The sequence below is a fragment of the Bacillus sp. GMs2/2 genome, from assembly GCF_050172095.1.
Taxonomy (GTDB): Bacteria; Bacillota; Bacilli; order Bacillales; family Bacillaceae_G; genus Bacillus_A; species Bacillus_A cereus.
On the sequence record NZ_JBNLYE010000080.1, the window covers coordinates 1 to 16,675 of the forward strand.

A 16,675-nucleotide genomic window follows, 5' to 3' on the forward strand; every position below is an offset into this window, starting at 1 on the left:
TTCTAAAACGAATTGAAACTTCAAAACAGCAAGATATTGAGCTAGGTACTTATGAAATATATGTGTTTAGTGAAAGTGAATTAGAAAAAGGACAAATCGGTTACCGATACGATAAACATAAAAATTCATTAATAAGTGAAGAAAACGGAAAGTGGCAAGAAGGATGGATTACAATTGGATATGAAACGGATATGGGCGATCCAGTTTTCGTAAATATAGATGATGACGCTTATCCGGTTTATACTGCAGAACGTGGTACAGAAAAATGGCAGCCAGTTTATATTGGAAATATGGATGAGATTATAGGGCAATTATAAGAAAAACTTTGAATCTGGTGCAAAGTGATGGGAGAGAAGTATGAAGTATATAAAAATAATGAGCATGATTGCATTCATTGGAATATATATGGCCGGTTGTTCACAAGAGCAGCCGAAAAAAGAAACTACATCTTCTATACAAGAGAAAAACAAAGATACCAAAGAAGACGCACCGGTAGAAAAGCAGCAAGAACAAGAAAAGAACGAAGAATCGCAAGCAATTCAAACGAATGAGCAAGTAGAACATAAGCAAGAGGAAGTATCATCTGATGAAAAGAAAGAAGAAACTACGCCAGTGCAGCCGACTGAGCAACCAGTGCAAAATAATGAACAAAAAGTAGAGAGTAATGAAAAACAAGGAAAGTTTCTCGTTGTTATTGATCCAGGGCATCAACAAAAAGCGAATTTAAATTTAGAGCCGATTGGGCCAGGGGCAGCGACGCAAAAATATAAAGTGACAGATGGTACAACTGGTGTTGTGACGAAAAAAAGAGAGGCTGTACTTGTATTAGAAATGGCTTTTTTATTAAAAGAAAAGCTTGAAGCAAAAGGGATACAAGTATTAATGACGAGAACATCACAAGACGTTGATATAAGTAATAAAGAAAGGGCGACATTCGCAAATAATCATAAGGCTAATTTATTTTTACGTCTTCATGCAGATGGTTCTGAAAATCCAAACCAAAGTGGATTCGCTGTATTGACGCCGGCAGAAGGAAGTCCATATACGAAAGAGATTTATGCGGAAAGTCTTCAAATCTCTCAAATGATTGTAAATAAAATGAGGGAGAACCAGCAAGTAAAAGTAAATGGAATTAAATTTCGGGATGATCTTTCTGGATTTAATTGGGCAAAGGTTCCTGGTGTACTATTAGAACTTGGGTTTATGTCAAATCCTGAAGAAGATAAAAAATTATCTGACTCGCAGTATGTAAATTCCTTGTTGCAAAGTGTAACAGATAGTGTAGATGAATATCGGAAGAGTAAAGCTTAAACGCAGTCTTACATGTAAGGCTGCGTTTTTCCATATGAAAACACTCGTAAATTAGAATATTATGGATAAATATGACATGCTTAATTTTACCTGCACTTTTTGCCGAATGCTGATACAATAAAGGATGTTACTATTTAGTAGAAAGAGTGGTAAGCATGTTAGATTGGATGAAAAAGCTGTTTAACAAAGAGGAAGAACAAACAGCGATGAATAAAGAAGTACCAAAGCAAGTTGAAAGTCAGCCGAAAATTCCTCGTGTAAACCACTACACTGAAGCAAGAGAAGCACAAATGGCAAGTAGGAATGCAGGTAAATGCCGTTTTCCTTTAGTACCGGATAATGGGTTCGATGAAGAGGATGAAAGCGAAGTAAATCGCTTCGAAGAACAACCTGTTCAAGGAGTAACATATGAAGAACCGACTGCCCAAAGAGGAATAAAGGTGGAAAGAAGCAGACGACCGTATGTGGAAAAGGTAGTTTCTACATATGAAGAGCCGGAAGTGCAATATGAACCGGTGCGCGAGTCTGTCGTTAAAAAGGCATCTGCACCTTCGCAAGAGAGTAACCGTAGACCATTTCGTCCAACAGAAATGATTTCGCCAATTTATGGATATAATCGTCCTTCAGTAGAGAAAAAGGAAGAAAAGCAGGAGGAAGTAAAGGAAAGAGAAGACCTTGAAATATCTGTAGAGGGTAAATCAGTCGTTGATGCATGGTTAGAGAAAAAAGGATATAAATTATCTGATTTCTCAGAAGGACAAGCACCAACTTCTTCTAGTCATAGAGCTGCTAACCAGCAAGGAGAGCAACAATATGAAGAGAATAAAAAGGAAGAAAAGTCAGTAGTTGATCAATGGCTAGAAAAAAACGGTTATGAAATCGAACGCCAAGTGCCTTTAGTAGAAGAAAAAGAAGTGATTCAAGAAATGAGTACACCGCAGGAAGTTTCAGCGGATGAATTACTTCATAAAACAGTAGCTGAGCAGATGGAAAGTGCTAAGCTAGAAAAAGATGTAGTGGTGTTAAACGAAAACAATCTACAAGAAGAATTAGTAGCTTCTAAAGTAGAGCACGAGGATACAATATTATCAGAAGAAATTAAACGTAACACAGAAATAAAACAACCTACTATTGAAGTAGAAAAGCAAGCTCCAGAAGAATCAGTGATTGTCAAAGCAGAAGAAAAACTTGAAGAAACAATCATTGTGGAAATACCAGAAGAAGTGTCAAAAGTAGAAGTAATTGCAGAAACGGAAGAGCTTGAAGAAGTAGTTATGGAAACAGAGGCACCTGAAGAAGTGGAAGTAATTGCGGAAGCAAAAGAGCTAGAAGAAGTGGAAGTAATTGCAGAAACGGAAGAGTCAGAAGAAGTGGAAGTAATTGCGGAAGTAGAAGAGTCAGAAGAAGCGGAAGTAATTGCGGAAACAGAAGAGTCAGAAGAAGCGGAAGTAATTGCGGAAGCAGAAGAGTCAGAAGAAGTGGAAGTAATTGCAGAAACGGAAGAGTCAGAAGAAGTGGAAGTAATTGCAGAAACGGAAGAGTCAGAAGAAGTGGAAGTAATTGCAGAAACGGAAGAGTCAAAAGAAGTGGAAGTAATTGCAGAAACGGAAGAGTTAGAAGAAGTGGAAGTAATTGCGGAAGCAGAAGAGTTAGAAGAAGCTGAAGTAATTGCAGAAATAAACGCGCCTGTAGTAGAGACATTTGTAGCACTTGAGGAAATTCAGCAAGAAGATGAAGCAATTGAACAAAAGAGCGAATTCATACATGTTGCTGAGGCTGATGAACAAACGAAGAAAGATGTTCAAAGCTTTGCGGATGTTTTAATTGCAGAAGAACAACCAGTTGAAGAAGAAGCACCGATTGTAGAAGAACAATCAGTTGCCGAGGAAGCACCGGTCGTAGAAGAGCAACAAGTTGAAGAAGAAACACCAGTCGCAGAAGAGCAACGAGTTGAAGAAGAAGCGCCAGTCGCAGAAGAGCAACGAGTTGAAGAAGAAGCACCGGTCGTAGAAGAGCAATCAGTTGTAGAAGAGCAATCAGTTGTAGAAGAACAACCAGTTGCCGAGGAAACACCAGTCGCAGAAGAGCAACGAGTTGAAGAAGAAGCACCGGTCGTAGAAGAGCAACGAGTTGAAGAAGAAGCACCGGTCGTAGAAGAGCAATCAGTTGTAGAAGAGCAACCAGTTGCCGAGGAAACACCAGTCGCAGAAGAACAACCAGTTGTACAAAAAGAAGAACCAAAACGTGAGAAAAAGCGTCATGTACCATTTAATGTTGTTATGTTGAAACAAGATAGAACACGATTAATGGAAAGACATGCAGCTAGAGCAAATGCAATGCAGCCTTCTGCTAATGTACGAGTAGAGAATAAGCCAGTGCAACAAGAGGTAGCAGAACCACAAGTGGAAGAGCACCTAGTGCAGCAAGTAGTAGCAGAACCACAAATGGAAGAGCACCCAGTGCAGCAAGTAGTAGCAGAACCACAAGTGGAAAAGCACCCAGTGCAGCAAGTAGTAGAAAAACCACAAGTGGAAGAGCACCCAGTGCAGCAAGTAGTAGCAGAGCCACAAGTGGAAGAACAACCAATGCAGCAGGTGGTAGCAGAACCACAAGTGGAAGAGCACCCAGTGCAGCAAGAGGTAGCAGAACCACAAGTGGAAGAGCACCCAGTGCAGCAAGTAGTAGCAGAGCCACAAGTGGAAGAACAACCAATACAGCAAGTAGTGGTAGAGCAAGTACAAAAGCCAATTTCAAGTACGGAAGTACAAGAGAAAGCATATGTTGTAAATCAAAGAGAGAACGATATGCGAAATGTATTGCACACACCACCGACATACACTGTTCCGCCATTAGCGCTGTTGTCGATTCCACAGCAATCAGCGTTAGATAATACAGAATGGTTAGAGGAGCAGAAAGAATTATTAGATACAACGTTTAATAATTTTCACGTTGGAGCACATGTTATTAATGTATCGCAAGGTCCGGCAGTCACTCGTTTTGAGGTGCAGCCAGACCCAGGTGTGAAAGTAAATAAAATTACAAATTTAAGTGATGATATTAAGTTAAGCTTAGCTGCGAAAGATATTCGTATTGAAGCACCGATTCCAGGGAAGAGTGCGATTGGAATCGAAGTTCCAAATAAAGAAAGTAAGCCAGTATTTCTTCGTGAAATTTTAAGAAGTCCTGTATTCACAAAGAGTGAATCACCGCTTACTGTTGCGCTGGGGCTTGATATTTCAGGGGATCCAATTGTAACGGATATTCGAAAAATGCCGCACGGACTTATTGCGGGTGCAACGGGTTCAGGTAAAAGTGTGTGTATTAACGCGATTTTAACGAGTATTTTATATAAAGCGAAACCACATGAAGTGAAGTTAATGTTAATCGATCCGAAGATGGTTGAGCTTGCACCATACAATTCTGTTCCACATCTTGTAGCACCTGTTATTACGGATGTAAAAGCAGCAACAGCTGCATTAAAATGGGCAGTTGAGGAAATGGAACGCCGTTATGAATTGTTTGCGCACGCAGGTGCTCGTGATTTAACTCGTTATAATACGATTGTAAGTGAGCGAGAAATTCCGGGAGAAACATTACCTTATATCGTTATTGTCATTGACGAGTTAGCCGACTTAATGATGGTAGCACCTGGTGATGTTGAGGAAGCGATTTGTCGTATTGCGCAAAAAGCACGTGCTTGTGGTATTCATTTATTAGTAGCGACGCAGCGTCCATCTGTAGATGTTATTACAGGTTTAATTAAGTCAAACATTCCAACGCGTATTGCGTTTACTGTATCATCTCAAGTTGATTCGCGTACGATTATCGATATTGGTGGCGCGGAGAAATTACTTGGCCGTGGTGATATGTTATTCTTAGGGAACGGTACATCTAAGCCTGTTCGTGTACAAGGTGTATATGTATCGGATGATGAGATTGAAAAGACAGTTGATCATGTGAAAAAGCAAATGAAGCCGAATTACTTATTTAAGCAAGAGGATTTATTAGCGAAAACAGAACAAGCTGAGTCGGAAGACGAATTGTTCTTCGAAGCATGTCAATTTGTTGTAGAACAAGGGGGAGCGTCCACATCTTCTGTACAGCGAAAATTCCGCATCGGTTATAATCGCGCAGCACGTCTCATTGAAGAGATGCAATCGCAAGGAATTATTTCTGAAGCAAGAGGAACGAAGCCAAGAGATGTCCTTATTTCTGAGGATGAATTCGCTGCTATGCAGGAAACAAATGTATAGTAAACGGTTATGCTGTATACTAAGAGAAAATGTTGGATAGTAAAGTAGGGAGTAAAGCGACATGAAAGAAATTGAATTAAAATTAAAAGGTGAAATAAATAGACTAACAAATAAAACATTTAAATTTGACGAACGCGTTGGAGAAGGTTGGTTCTCTGCCGTTTACTTTTTAAAGACTAGAGAAATCATTGAAGAATTTCGCCCGAAAAGTGTTGTAACGATGCAATTTTTCCAAAAGGAAAATGCAGTTCTTTGCGGAACAGATGAAGTGATTGCGTTGTTACAAACATTCGCTAAAAATCCTGAGGAACTTGAGATTAACTCTTTAAAAGATGGCGATAAAATTAGTCCATTTGAAACAGTGTTAACAATTCATGGTCCTTATGAAAATTTCGGATTTTTAGAAGGTGTCATTGATGGGATTTTAGCTCGTCGTACATCGGTTGCGACAAACGTATATAACGTTGTCCAAGCTGCGCGTAGCGTAGATAAAGAAAAACCAGTTATTTTCATGGGAGATCGTGACGATCATTATACACAACAAGCTGGTGACGGTTATGCAGCATACATCGGAGGTATGAGCGCACAAGCGACGCATGCGATGAATGAATGGTGGGGCAAAAGTGGTATGGGGACGATGCCTCACGCATTAATTCAAATGTTTAATGGTGATGTTGTAGAAGCGGCAAAAGCATATCATAAGAAATTCCCAGAAGATGAATTAGTTGTATTAATTGATTACAACAATGATGTCATTACAGATGCACTTCGCGTAGCGCGTGAATTTGGATCAACATTAAAAGGTGTACGTGTAGATACGTCCCGCACGATGATTGATCAATACTTCATTCGCCACCCAGAAGTACTTGGAACATTCGATCCACGTGGTGTAAACCCATCGCTTGTATTCGCACTTCGTAAAGCACTTGATGAAGAAGGATTCCAGCATGTAGACATCGTTGTAACTGGTGGATTTGATGAGAAGCGTATTCGTGAATTTGAAGCTCAAAACGTACCTGTTGACATATACGGGGTAGGAAGTAGTTTATTAAAAATGAATATTGGCTTTACTGGTGATAATGTAGAATTAAATGGGAAACCAGAAGCAAAAGCTGGTCGTAAATATCGTCCAAACCCACGTTTAGAGCGTGTTCAATTAGAAAAAAGAGAAGAGATGTAAAAGAGAGAAAAACTGATAGGTGATTGACCCTATCAGTTTTTCTGTTATCATAGTATAGCGGCTTCTTTTTTGCTATAATGGACTTGTTATGGACATATAAAGAAGTACGTACGAGTTTATCCTGATAAGTGAAGGGAAGAATAACTTCACTACATCAAAAATGTATGATGATTACCAAAATAAGAAAAGATTCATATACTGTCTTATAGATAGGCCGTTGTATTAGTTCGAAATGTTGGAGGTTCTTTAAGATGACAGTTTACCATTTTGTAGGAATTAAAGGAACAGGAATGAGTTCATTAGCGCAAATTCTTCATGATATGAAGCATACTGTTCAAGGGTCTGATTATGAAAAGCGTTTCTTTACACAAACAGCGTTGGAAAAGCGTAGTATCTCGATCCTTCCTTTTGATAAGAATAATGTAGAAGAAGGACAAGTGATTATTGCAGGAAATGCATTTCCTGATACGCATGAAGAAATTGTAGCAGCAAAAGAATTAAACATCCCAGTCCATCGTTACCATCATTTCTTAGGTGACCTGATGAGCCAATACACAAGTGTTGCTGTAACTGGTGCACACGGAAAAACATCAACAACAGGTTTGTTAGCCCATGTAATGCAAGGTGCACACCCAACATCTTACCTTATTGGAGATGGAACAGGGCATGGGGTAGAAAATAGTAAGTATTTTGTATTTGAAGCTTGTGAGTATCGTCGTCATTTCTTGTCTTATAATCCAGACTATGCAATTATGACGAATATTGATTTTGATCATCCAGATTATTTTGCAGACATCAATGATGTATTCAGTGCATTCCAAGAGATGGCATTGCAAGTGAAAAAAGGCATTATTGCATGTGGAGATGATGAAGAACTTCAAAAAATTCAAGCGAAAGTACCTGTTATTTTCTATGGATTTGGAGAAGATAATGATTTCCAAGCACGCAACATCCAAAAGAGAACAGATGGTACTATTTTTGATGTATTCGTTCGTAATACGTACTATGACACGTTCAAAATTACAGGATACGGCAATCACAGCGTATTAAATGCGTTAGCAGTAATTGCACTTTGCCATTATGAAAACGTTGATGTAGAAGCAGTTAAGCATCAGCTAACAACTTTTGAAGGCGTAAAACGTCGCTTTAATGAAAAGCCGATGGGAGAGCAAGTGATTATCGATGACTACGCACACCATCCGACAGAAATTAATGCAACGATTGAAGCAGCTCGTCAAAAACATCCAGAGCGTGAAATTGTCGCTGTATTCCAGCCACACACATTCTCACGTACAGAAAAGTTCTTAGATGAGTTCGCAGAAAGCCTAAGCAAAGCTGATCAAGTATACTTATGTGATATTTTCGGATCAGCACGCGAAAACAAAGGTGAATTAACAATCGAAGATCTGCAAAAGCGTATTGACGGTGCAGAACTAATTACAGATACAACAACGGATGTATTAAAGAAACATAAAAACGGCGTTCTAATTTTCATGGGCGCAGGAGACATCCAAAAATTCGAAGCAGCTTACGTAAAAGAAGTTCAAGTTGCAGAGAAGTAATAGGAAAGACGCATAGCTTGGCTATGCGTCTTTTTTATGTGCTATGTTGGCATATATGATTCTTGAGGTTAGTCGATAAGTCGATATATTAGCGTGTATTTCTTTAGTTATAAATGTTAGAATAATAAGAAAAATAAAAAGGGGGACTAAAAAACATGTTCACACTTCGAGTAGACGATGAAATCGAATTACAGTTATTAGAGAAGCATCATAAGGAGGAACTATATCAATTATTAGATCAAAACCGTAATCATTTACGAAAATGGCTCCCTTGGGTAGATGGGACGAAATCTGCTGATGCTTATGATGAGATTTTTCCGATGTGGTTAAAGAAGTTTGCAGAGGGAGACGGTTTTGAAAGTGGTATCCGTTACAAAGGAAAGCTCGTTGGGATGGTAGGCATTCATCCAGTGAGCTGGGGGAAGAAAGCGACGAGTCTTGGGTATTATCTTGCAGAAGATGCTGGCGGGAAAGGTATTATGACGCGTAGCGTAAAGGCTGTACTTCACTATGCATTTGAGAATTTAAAATTAAATAAAATGGAAATTCGGTGCGGTGTTGGAAATGCGAAGAGCCGCGCAATTCCAGAACGTTTAGGATTTAAGTTAGATGGTATTTTACGAGATGAAGAATGGCTATATGATCATTTTCATGATATCGCTGTATATAGTTTACTAGCTTCAGAATGGAAAGAGATTCGATGAACGAGAAGATTCGTATTGTTCCATATGAAAGTACGTTTCAAGAGGAAGTAGTAGATCTTATCGTTCATATTCAGCAAAAAGAGTATAATGTTCCCATTACGAAAGAAGAGCAACCTGATTTACTTGAAATAGAAACATTCTATCAAAAGGATTACGGAAACTTTTGGATAGCAATTTATGATGGTAAAGTAGTTGGAACAGTAGCTTTATTAGATATTGAGAATCATCAAGTAGCGTTAAGAAAAATGTTCGTGAAGAAAGAGTTTCGCGGAAAAGAATGGGGCGCATCACATATGTTGCTTCAAACAGCAATTTCATGGGCTGAGGATAAAAAATTGAAAGATATTTACTTAGGAACAACAGTAAAATTTTTAGCGGCACATCGTTTTTATGAAAAGAATGGTTTTGAAAGTGTGAGTATAGACGAGTTGCCGAAAAACTTTCCGGTGCTACAGGTAGATAAGAAATTTTATAGGTACATTGTGTAAAAGGTCATTTAGAAATGGCCTTTTTCTATGAAGCAAAATGGAAATAGTGGTATAATTTGGGTTAGGGGGTGTAGGTATGAACTTTCCAATTCAAAGAAGTAAGTCAGTAGTCATTTTCGTTTGTCTTACGTTAGCTTTTATGTTTATATATCCAATTGTCATGCTTTTCACCAATAAAGCGCATTGGATGTCAGCGTTGATTGGGATGGGTTTATGCTTCATTGTAAATGTACCACTCGTTTGGGAAGTATTTATTAAAAAACATAAAGTAGAAAATGGCGTATTAAAGTACGGTATTTTAAATGATGATATTGTATTAAAAGATGTGAGAATTATACGTCAGGTCGGAAAGTCTCTTGAAATTACGACGAATGCATATAAAGTGCATATCGTTGCGATGCCGCAAAATATGGATGAATTCTTGACGTTTATAGAGAAAGAAAATCCACATGTGAAAATAGAAATGGTAGGGAAGAAATAAAAACGCTCGGCGAAAGTTCCGAGCGTTTTTCATTATTTTAAGTTCTCTGGGTTTAAAGCTTCTAATTCAGGTACAACGAAGCGCCCGTCTTTACGGATTAGTACGTCGTCGAAGTAAATTTCGCCGCCGCCGTATTCAGGGCGTTGGATGCATACTAAGTCCCAATGGATGTTCGAGTTGTTGCCGTTCCATGCATCGTCGTAAGCTTGTCCAGGAGTGAAGTGGAAGCTGCCATCGATTTTTTCATCGAATAGGATGTCTCCCATTGGATGTAAGATGTATGGGTTTACGCCGATTGCGAACTCACCAACGTAGCGTGCGCCTTCATCTGTATCGAAGATTTTGTTAATGCGTTCTGAATCGTTTGCAGTTGCTTCAACGATTTGACCGTTCTCGAACTTAAGTTGTACATTTTCAAATGTATAACCGTTGTAAGGAGATGGTGTGTTGTAAGAAACTGTACCGTTAACAGAATCACGAACTGGTGCAGAGTATACTTCACCGTCTGGAATGTTTAAATGACCTGAGCATTTAATTGCTGGAATGTCTTTAATAGAGAATGTTAAGTCAGTTCCAGGACCAGTTAAACGAACTTTATCTGTTTTATTCATTAATGTAACAAGGCTGTCCATCGCCTTATCCATTTTACCGTAGTCTAAGTTACATACTTCAAAGTAGAAGTCTTCGAAAGCTTCTGTACTCATTTTAGCAAGCTGTGCCATAGAAGCATTTGGGTAGCGAAGAACAACCCAGCGTGTTTTTGGAACGCGAATGTCTCTATGAACTTTTTTACCAACTGTTTGGCCATGAACTTTCATACGCTCACTTGGAACGTCAGCTTGTTCATTAATATTATCGCCAGAGCGAAGGCCGATATAAGCGTCCATGTCTTTCATTACGCTTGCTTCATATGCAGCGATTTGTTCGAAATGTTCTTCAGTAGCACCCATTAATAAAGAGCGATCTACTTGATGATCTTTTAAAGAGACGAATGGGAAACCACCAGCTGCATATGCTTCTTTTACAAGTGCAGTTACAAGTTCTTTTTGTAAGCCAAAGTTTTCAATTAATACTTTTTCACCTTTTTGTAAGCGGATAGAGTAGTTAATTAAATTGTATGCTAACTTTTCAATACGTGGATCTTTCATATGTAAAGCCTCCCTACTAATTATGTATCCTCTCCTATTGTAACCTACTTAGTGGAATTTGTTGAATGATTTATGTTACAGTTAACGAATAAGTATGAAAATTCTAATGATGAGATAGGGATTAGAATGAAACGGAAAATGATTGTATAATAGGGGAAAGTATGAAAAAGATAAAGGAAGTGATGAAATGCAAGTTCTTTTATATGTAAGTGCGGCTATTATCGCGGTTGCTTTCGCAGTATTAGTAGTGTATGTATGCAGAACGTTGTTATCGGTTCAGAAGACGTTGGAAAACGTTGCAAGCACGTTAGAAGGTTTAGAAAAGCAAATGCAAGGAATTAGCGTAGAGACAGAGCAATTATTACATAAAACGAATGCGTTAGCTGATGATATTCAACAGAAGTCACAGTCATTAAATAAAGTGGTAGCGGGTGTAGATGGGATTGGAACGACAATCCAATCTTTAAATACGAAGCTTCGTAATGTATCAGACTCTGTAACGGACGAAATTGAAAATAACGCTGATAAAGTAGCGCAAGTTGTACAGTGGAGCAGTGCGGCGATTGAAGTATACAATCATTACCGTGCGTCGAGACAAGAGAAGAAGGTTGAAAAAGAAGAGCGTAAATTAGAAAGAATTGAGAAAAAAGCTGAAAAGAAAGAGAAGCGCTCTAGATTTCGTATGAGAGGTGAATCGTGATGAATATGACAAAACTTGAAACAATTGAAGAGCTTGAAGTCTTAGTAGAAAAGAATGAGCCGTATGTTCTTTTTAAACATAGTACGACATGCCCGATTAGTCACGGTGCATACACAGAATTTCAAGCGTATTGCAGTGAAGAAAGAGAAGTGCCAGCGTATTACTTATACGTACAAGATGCGAGAGATGTGTCAAATCGTGTTGCAGAACAATACAGTATTAGACATGAATCACCGCAAGTGCTATACATAAAAGATGGGATGGTAGTATGGAATACATCTCATTGGAATATTAAAAAAGATGCTTTAGAAGAGAATATAAAGTAAACAGAAGCAAGCTAAAGGTGCTTGCTTCTTTTTTTTGTTTTTGTTGAAATATATTTAGTGGTACACTATTAATAGTTCAAACTAAATAACTAGATTGTTGAAAGTAGGTTTTAAGTAATGAAGAAAATGGCATTATCCTTCGCAGTCGTAAGTTTATTACTAGGAGCTTGTAGTAACAATAGTAATACGATTAGTAAGAAGGATGAAGTTATACAAAAAGATACAAAAGAAAAAAGTATGATTCCGAGAACTGCTGTTTCTAAAGATTATTATAGAACTGTTATTCCTTTAAAAGAACAAAAGGTTATTAATACAGCTAATATAAAAACAAATTCTAAATTAGATTTAGCAGAGTATGAAAATGGTTTAATAAATATTGCAACGCAGCAATTTGATACAGAGAGTCACGTACTGCAATTAAACCAGTATATTCCAGAGAAACTAATTGATGAACTAGTTGCGAAAGTAGAAGCGCCAGTTTTGACGAATATTATAGAACAAGACTATTTCGGAAAACAGAATTCAAATGAATTAAGTTTATCTGGTGTTATGATTGGCTTAGCTATGTCTTCAAGTGTATCGAATGAAGAGGCTATGTCTAAAGGGACTGAAGTTGCTAAACAACTTATTGAAGCTATTAACAAAAATGATAAGTATAACAAATCTCCAATTACGTTTGCTATCTTTAAGCAAGAAAGTACTAGTTCTTTAAAAAATGGTACGTATATTGCTAGTGCTACTGTTCAAAAGAATGATACGAACCTTGGAAATTGGAGTACAATTGATGAAAAGTCGTATTCATATCCTTCTGATGAATTTACACAAGCACATGGAGAAGATAATACAAAAATAAATAACTTTGCTAAGGAAATAAAAGGTTTTTCTAATGGAGATTTTATTCCAGTCAACGCTAAAGTTTCTTATAAGAAAGATCAAATGGATACATTAAATATGAATATTGTTATTAAATATAACGGTAAAACAGAATTAATGGCTCTTACCCAATTGGCTGCGCAAGGCATGTTAGACAAATTGCCTAAAGATGCGAAAGTACAATTACAGATTAAGTCCGAGAGTAAAATTGAGGCCGTTATTATAAAAGAGAAAAACAGTGATAAACCGTTTGTTTCCTTCTTGTAAAAAAAGACAGTATGTAAACTGTCTTTTTTTTATTTTAAATGAAAATATACAATGTTTTTTGATAGTAATTCATTGCTGTATATCGTGTGACAATCGTATATGTATCAGCTATAATAAGTTATCTTAAAAAAGTAACATATAGGAATTTGAAAGAGGTGGCTTTCTTATGGCATCACAACAATTAGGTCGTTTACGTTCTGAAATTGATCAACTTAATTTACAAATATTAGAGTTACTAAACGAAAGAGGTCGTCTCGTACAAGAAGTTGGTAATTTAAAAGAAGTACAAGGTGTGAAACGTTTTGATCCTGTACGTGAAAGAAATATGCTGGATTTAATTGCAGAGAATAATAATGGTCCATTTGAAACTTCGACTTTACAACATATTTTCAAACAAATTTTTCAAGCTGGTTTAGAATTACAAGAAGATGATCATCGTAAAGCATTACTTGTTTCTCGTAAGAAAAAAACAGAAGATACGATTGTTGAAATTAATGGTGAAAAAATTGGTGACGGAAATCAGCATTTTATTATGGGACCGTGTGCAGTGGAAAGTTATGAACAAGTACGTCAAGTTGCTGAAGCAATGAAAGAGCAAGGTCTGAAATTAATGCGTGGTGGTGCGTTCAAACCACGTACTTCACCGTATGATTTTCAAGGTCTTGGATTAGAGGGATTACAAATTTTGCGCCAGGTAGCAGATGAATATGATTTGGCTGTTATTAGTGAAATTTTAAATCCGAATGATATTGAGATGTCATTAGATTACGTTGATGTTATTCAAATTGGTGCTCGCAATATGCAAAACTTTGATTTGCTAAGGGCAGCTGGTGCTGTAAATAAACCAGTATTATTAAAACGTGGTCTATCAGCAACGATTGAAGAATTCATTAATGCGGCAGAATATATTATGGCAAAGGGAAATGGGAACATTATTTTATGTGAACGAGGTATTCGCACGTATGAAAGAGCGACGCGTAATACGCTTGATATTTCCGCTGTGCCGATTTTAAAGAAAGAAACACATTTACCTGTCGTTGTCGATGTAACGCATTCTACAGGGCGACGTGACCTTCTCTTACCAACTGCAAAAGCAGCGATGGCAATTGGTGCAGATGCAATTATGGCTGAAGTACATCCAGATCCAGCTGTAGCTTTATCAGATGCGGCGCAGCAAATGAATATACCGCAGTTCAATGATTTTATGAATGAATTAAAATCATTTGGAAGTAAATTATAAAAACTTTTAATGAGCTGTTCCAAAAAGGGATTTTGGAACAGCTTTCTCTTATTGTATAGCGACTGTCATTGTCGATTTTTGTTGGTAAGTTGATATATTTAAAAAATCGCTGATATAATTAGAGTTGCGGTCGATATATTTGGAAAATCGCTGATATATTTCGAGTTATAGTCGATATATTCGAAAAATCGCCGATATAAATTTCATTTACTATCGTACTGCTTAAAATAAGATTTCTACTTAGGAAACATCTATTTTTTTACAAAAAATGCCCTTTTTTCATAAAAAATACGAAAATACGAGAAAAGAAGCGAATTTTTTCGAAACTTTTGCGGGAAAATATTGTATGAGCCTGCGTTTTTATCGTATCATTAGTAAAAGGAAGAACTCGGGACGATTGGTGGCATCTGCAAATAGAGTTGATGTCTTTTTTTCATTCAAGTAACCGATACATAAAAATAGATAACAAAAATAGAAGGAGTGTGCGATGAGATGAACGTAACAATCTATGATGTAGCGCGCGAAGCAAACGTTTCAATGGCTACCGTATCACGCGTTGTGAACGGTAACCCAAATGTAAAGCCTACAACAAGAAAGAAAGTATTAGAAGCAATTGATCGTTTAGGGTACCGCCCAAATGCGGTAGCACGTGGACTAGCAAGTAAGAAGACAACTACAGTAGGTGTTATTATTCCTGATATCTCAAATACGTTTTATGCAGAACTTGCACGTGGAATTGAAGATATCGCAACAATGTACAAATATAACATCATTTTAAGTAACTCTGACCAAAACAAAGAGAAAGAGTTCCATTTATTAAATACGATGCTTGGAAAACAAGTGGACGGAATTGTTTTCATGGGTGAAGATATTACAGACATTCACATTGAAGAATTTAAAAAATCTCCAGTACCAATTGTATTAGCAGCGTCATTTGATGAGCAAAATGAAACGCCATCAGTAAATATTGATTATACACAAGCAGCTTATGATGCAATGAAGCACTTTATCGAGCAAGGACATAAACGTATCGGTTTCGTCTCTGGTCCTTTCATTGATAAAGCGGGAAGCGCGAAGAAGTTACAAGGTTATAAAAAAGCTTTAGAAGAAGCAGGTATTTCATATGATGAAAATCTTGTAATCGATGGAGATTACACATATGACTCAGGTATTGAAGCATTCGAAAAGCTTTGGAGCAATGATGAAAAGCCAACAGCAATCTTCGTGTCTTCTGATGAAATGGCACTAGGTGTAATCCATGCAGCACAAGACGCTGGATTAAACGTACCAACTGACGTAGAAGTACTTGGTTTCGATAATACACGTCTTGCATTAATGGTTCGTCCGCAGCTTTCAACAGTTGTTCAACCGATGTATGATATCGGCGCAGTAGCAATGCGTTTATTAACAAAGTATATGAACAAAGAAAAAGTGGAAGATCACACTGTTATCTTACCTCACCGTATCCAATTTAGAGATTCAACGAAGTAAGTATAAAAAAGCTCACAGCGATTGCTGTGAGCTTTTATTCGTATTCAGGATAGTATTTTTGTACGACTGCATTTACCATTTCGTCTTTCTTAACGTGTAAAAATCTTGCGTACAGTTCTTTTCCGGTTTCAAATGGTGTATCGTCTAATTCAAACACATGCAACACTTTTCGGAACTTCCACGTTATTTGCTCACCGTACATATTATCGTACGTATCTTCAGATTGCATAGCAATTTTTTTACCAAGTTCGTGAGCATCCTCTAAACTGTTTGCTTTAACAAGAATAATGCTTTCTTCAAAAAGTGTATTGTGATTCTCTTCATAATGCCCATCAATTTTCGTAGAATTAGGCTCACTACAATGAACAGACTCAAACAATAATTTTACAGCGTACATATTATGCTGCATGTTTCACTTTATAAATAATACTTGCGACAAGCGAAGCAGGTATTGTAAATACGTTACTTTGATAATGGTAATGTACTTGGGATTCTTCATAAGACATATTGTCATATAGTTCGTTTTGTGAGACATTCATTTTTTTCTGTTTTTCTTTGAGCATTTTAATGTAGTTGTACTGTATTGGGACGAGAATGATGAAATAAGCTAATACGATTAGTGAAATCCAAATCATTATGAACACTCCCTTA

The 16,675-nt window shown here is 37.3% G+C and carries 16 protein-coding genes; 13 read left to right on the forward strand and 3 right to left on the reverse strand.

Annotation, left to right across the window (positions count from 1 at the left end; translation table 11 throughout):
* From ACQGS6_RS12660 to ACQGS6_RS12695, 8 genes are all read left to right on the forward strand, one after another.
* The coding region (locus ACQGS6_RS12660) for a thiamine transporter (protein ID WP_426965189.1) at positions 1-317 on the forward strand (317 nt) is incomplete at its 5' end.
* Between the two features lie 40 nt (positions 318-357).
* A complete protein-coding gene (locus tag ACQGS6_RS12665; protein WP_000874045.1) occupies positions 358-1,311 on the forward strand; it encodes an N-acetylmuramoyl-L-alanine amidase in 954 nt (317 codons plus the stop codon).
* Between the two features lie 155 nt (positions 1,312-1,466).
* Positions 1,467-5,564, forward strand: coding sequence for a DNA translocase FtsK (locus ACQGS6_RS12670; RefSeq protein WP_426965191.1), 4,098 nt, complete (start codon positions 1,467-1,469; stop codon positions 5,562-5,564).
* A 61-nt stretch (positions 5,565-5,625) separates the two neighbouring features.
* Entirely contained in the window at positions 5,626-6,744 is a 1,119-nt protein-coding gene (locus ACQGS6_RS12675) for a nicotinate phosphoribosyltransferase (protein WP_000658370.1), read from the forward strand.
* Positions 6,745-6,995: 251 nt separating this feature from the next.
* The gene (gene murC, locus ACQGS6_RS12680) at positions 6,996-8,306 is read left to right on the forward strand and encodes a UDP-N-acetylmuramate--L-alanine ligase (RefSeq protein WP_000219468.1); all 1,311 of its coding nucleotides are present in this window, start codon (positions 6,996-6,998) and stop codon (positions 8,304-8,306) included.
* A 155-nt stretch (positions 8,307-8,461) separates the two neighbouring features.
* The gene (locus ACQGS6_RS12685; protein ID WP_025966470.1) at positions 8,462-9,010 is read left to right on the forward strand and encodes a GNAT family N-acetyltransferase; all 549 of its coding nucleotides are present in this window, start codon (positions 8,462-8,464) and stop codon (positions 9,008-9,010) included.
* Positions 9,007-9,498: a GNAT family N-acetyltransferase gene (locus ACQGS6_RS12690; RefSeq protein ID WP_044584910.1), complete on the forward strand. Its 492-nt coding sequence runs from the start codon at positions 9,007-9,009 to the stop codon at positions 9,496-9,498. The genes ACQGS6_RS12685 and ACQGS6_RS12690 overlap by 4 nt, the downstream gene beginning before the upstream one ends.
* Before the next feature lie 76 nt (positions 9,499-9,574).
* A complete protein-coding gene (locus ACQGS6_RS12695) occupies positions 9,575-9,979 on the forward strand; it encodes a PH domain-containing protein (RefSeq protein ID WP_001010628.1) in 405 nt (134 codons plus the stop codon).
* 32 nt (positions 9,980-10,011) lie between these two features.
* Here ACQGS6_RS12695 and ACQGS6_RS12700 read toward each other — a convergent pair whose 3' ends face one another.
* Positions 10,012-11,127, reverse strand: a complete 1,116-nt coding sequence (locus ACQGS6_RS12700) for an aminopeptidase (RefSeq protein WP_000654729.1) — start codon at positions 11,125-11,127, stop codon at positions 10,012-10,014.
* A gap of 187 nt (positions 11,128-11,314) precedes the next feature.
* On the opposite strand from ACQGS6_RS12700, the gene ACQGS6_RS12705 reads away from it, so the two are divergent.
* The 5 genes from ACQGS6_RS12705 (at position 11,315) to ccpA (ending at position 16,024) form a co-directional block, all read left to right on the forward strand.
* Positions 11,315-11,827, forward strand: coding sequence for a DUF948 domain-containing protein (locus tag ACQGS6_RS12705; protein ID WP_001197720.1), 513 nt, complete (start codon positions 11,315-11,317; stop codon positions 11,825-11,827).
* The gene (gene ytxJ / locus ACQGS6_RS12710; protein WP_001057469.1) at positions 11,827-12,153 is read left to right on the forward strand and encodes a bacillithiol system redox-active protein YtxJ; all 327 of its coding nucleotides are present in this window, start codon (positions 11,827-11,829) and stop codon (positions 12,151-12,153) included. The genes ACQGS6_RS12705 and ytxJ overlap by 1 nt, the downstream gene beginning before the upstream one ends.
* A gap of 117 nt (positions 12,154-12,270) precedes the next feature.
* Entirely contained in the window at positions 12,271-13,293 is a 1,023-nt protein-coding gene (locus tag ACQGS6_RS12715; RefSeq protein ID WP_000738025.1) for a CamS family sex pheromone protein, read from the forward strand.
* A 166-nt stretch (positions 13,294-13,459) separates the two neighbouring features.
* Entirely contained in the window at positions 13,460-14,533 is a 1,074-nt protein-coding gene (locus ACQGS6_RS12720; protein ID WP_000168204.1) for a bifunctional 3-deoxy-7-phosphoheptulonate synthase/chorismate mutase, read from the forward strand.
* 492 nt (positions 14,534-15,025) lie between these two features.
* The gene (gene ccpA, locus ACQGS6_RS12725) at positions 15,026-16,024 is read left to right on the forward strand and encodes a catabolite control protein A (RefSeq protein ID WP_001103297.1); all 999 of its coding nucleotides are present in this window, start codon (positions 15,026-15,028) and stop codon (positions 16,022-16,024) included.
* 34 nt (positions 16,025-16,058) lie between these two features.
* Here the strand turns inward: ccpA and ACQGS6_RS12730 are convergent, their stop codons facing one another.
* Together ACQGS6_RS12730 and ACQGS6_RS12735 are read right to left on the reverse strand one after the other, a co-directional pair.
* Positions 16,059-16,421, reverse strand: a complete 363-nt coding sequence (locus ACQGS6_RS12730) for a DUF4288 domain-containing protein (RefSeq protein ID WP_009326379.1) — start codon at positions 16,419-16,421, stop codon at positions 16,059-16,061.
* Position 16,422: 1 nt separating this feature from the next.
* A complete protein-coding gene (locus ACQGS6_RS12735) occupies positions 16,423-16,659 on the reverse strand; it encodes a DUF3949 domain-containing protein (RefSeq protein ID WP_000637899.1) in 237 nt (78 codons plus the stop codon).
* Positions 16,660-16,675 lie beyond the last annotated feature (16 nt).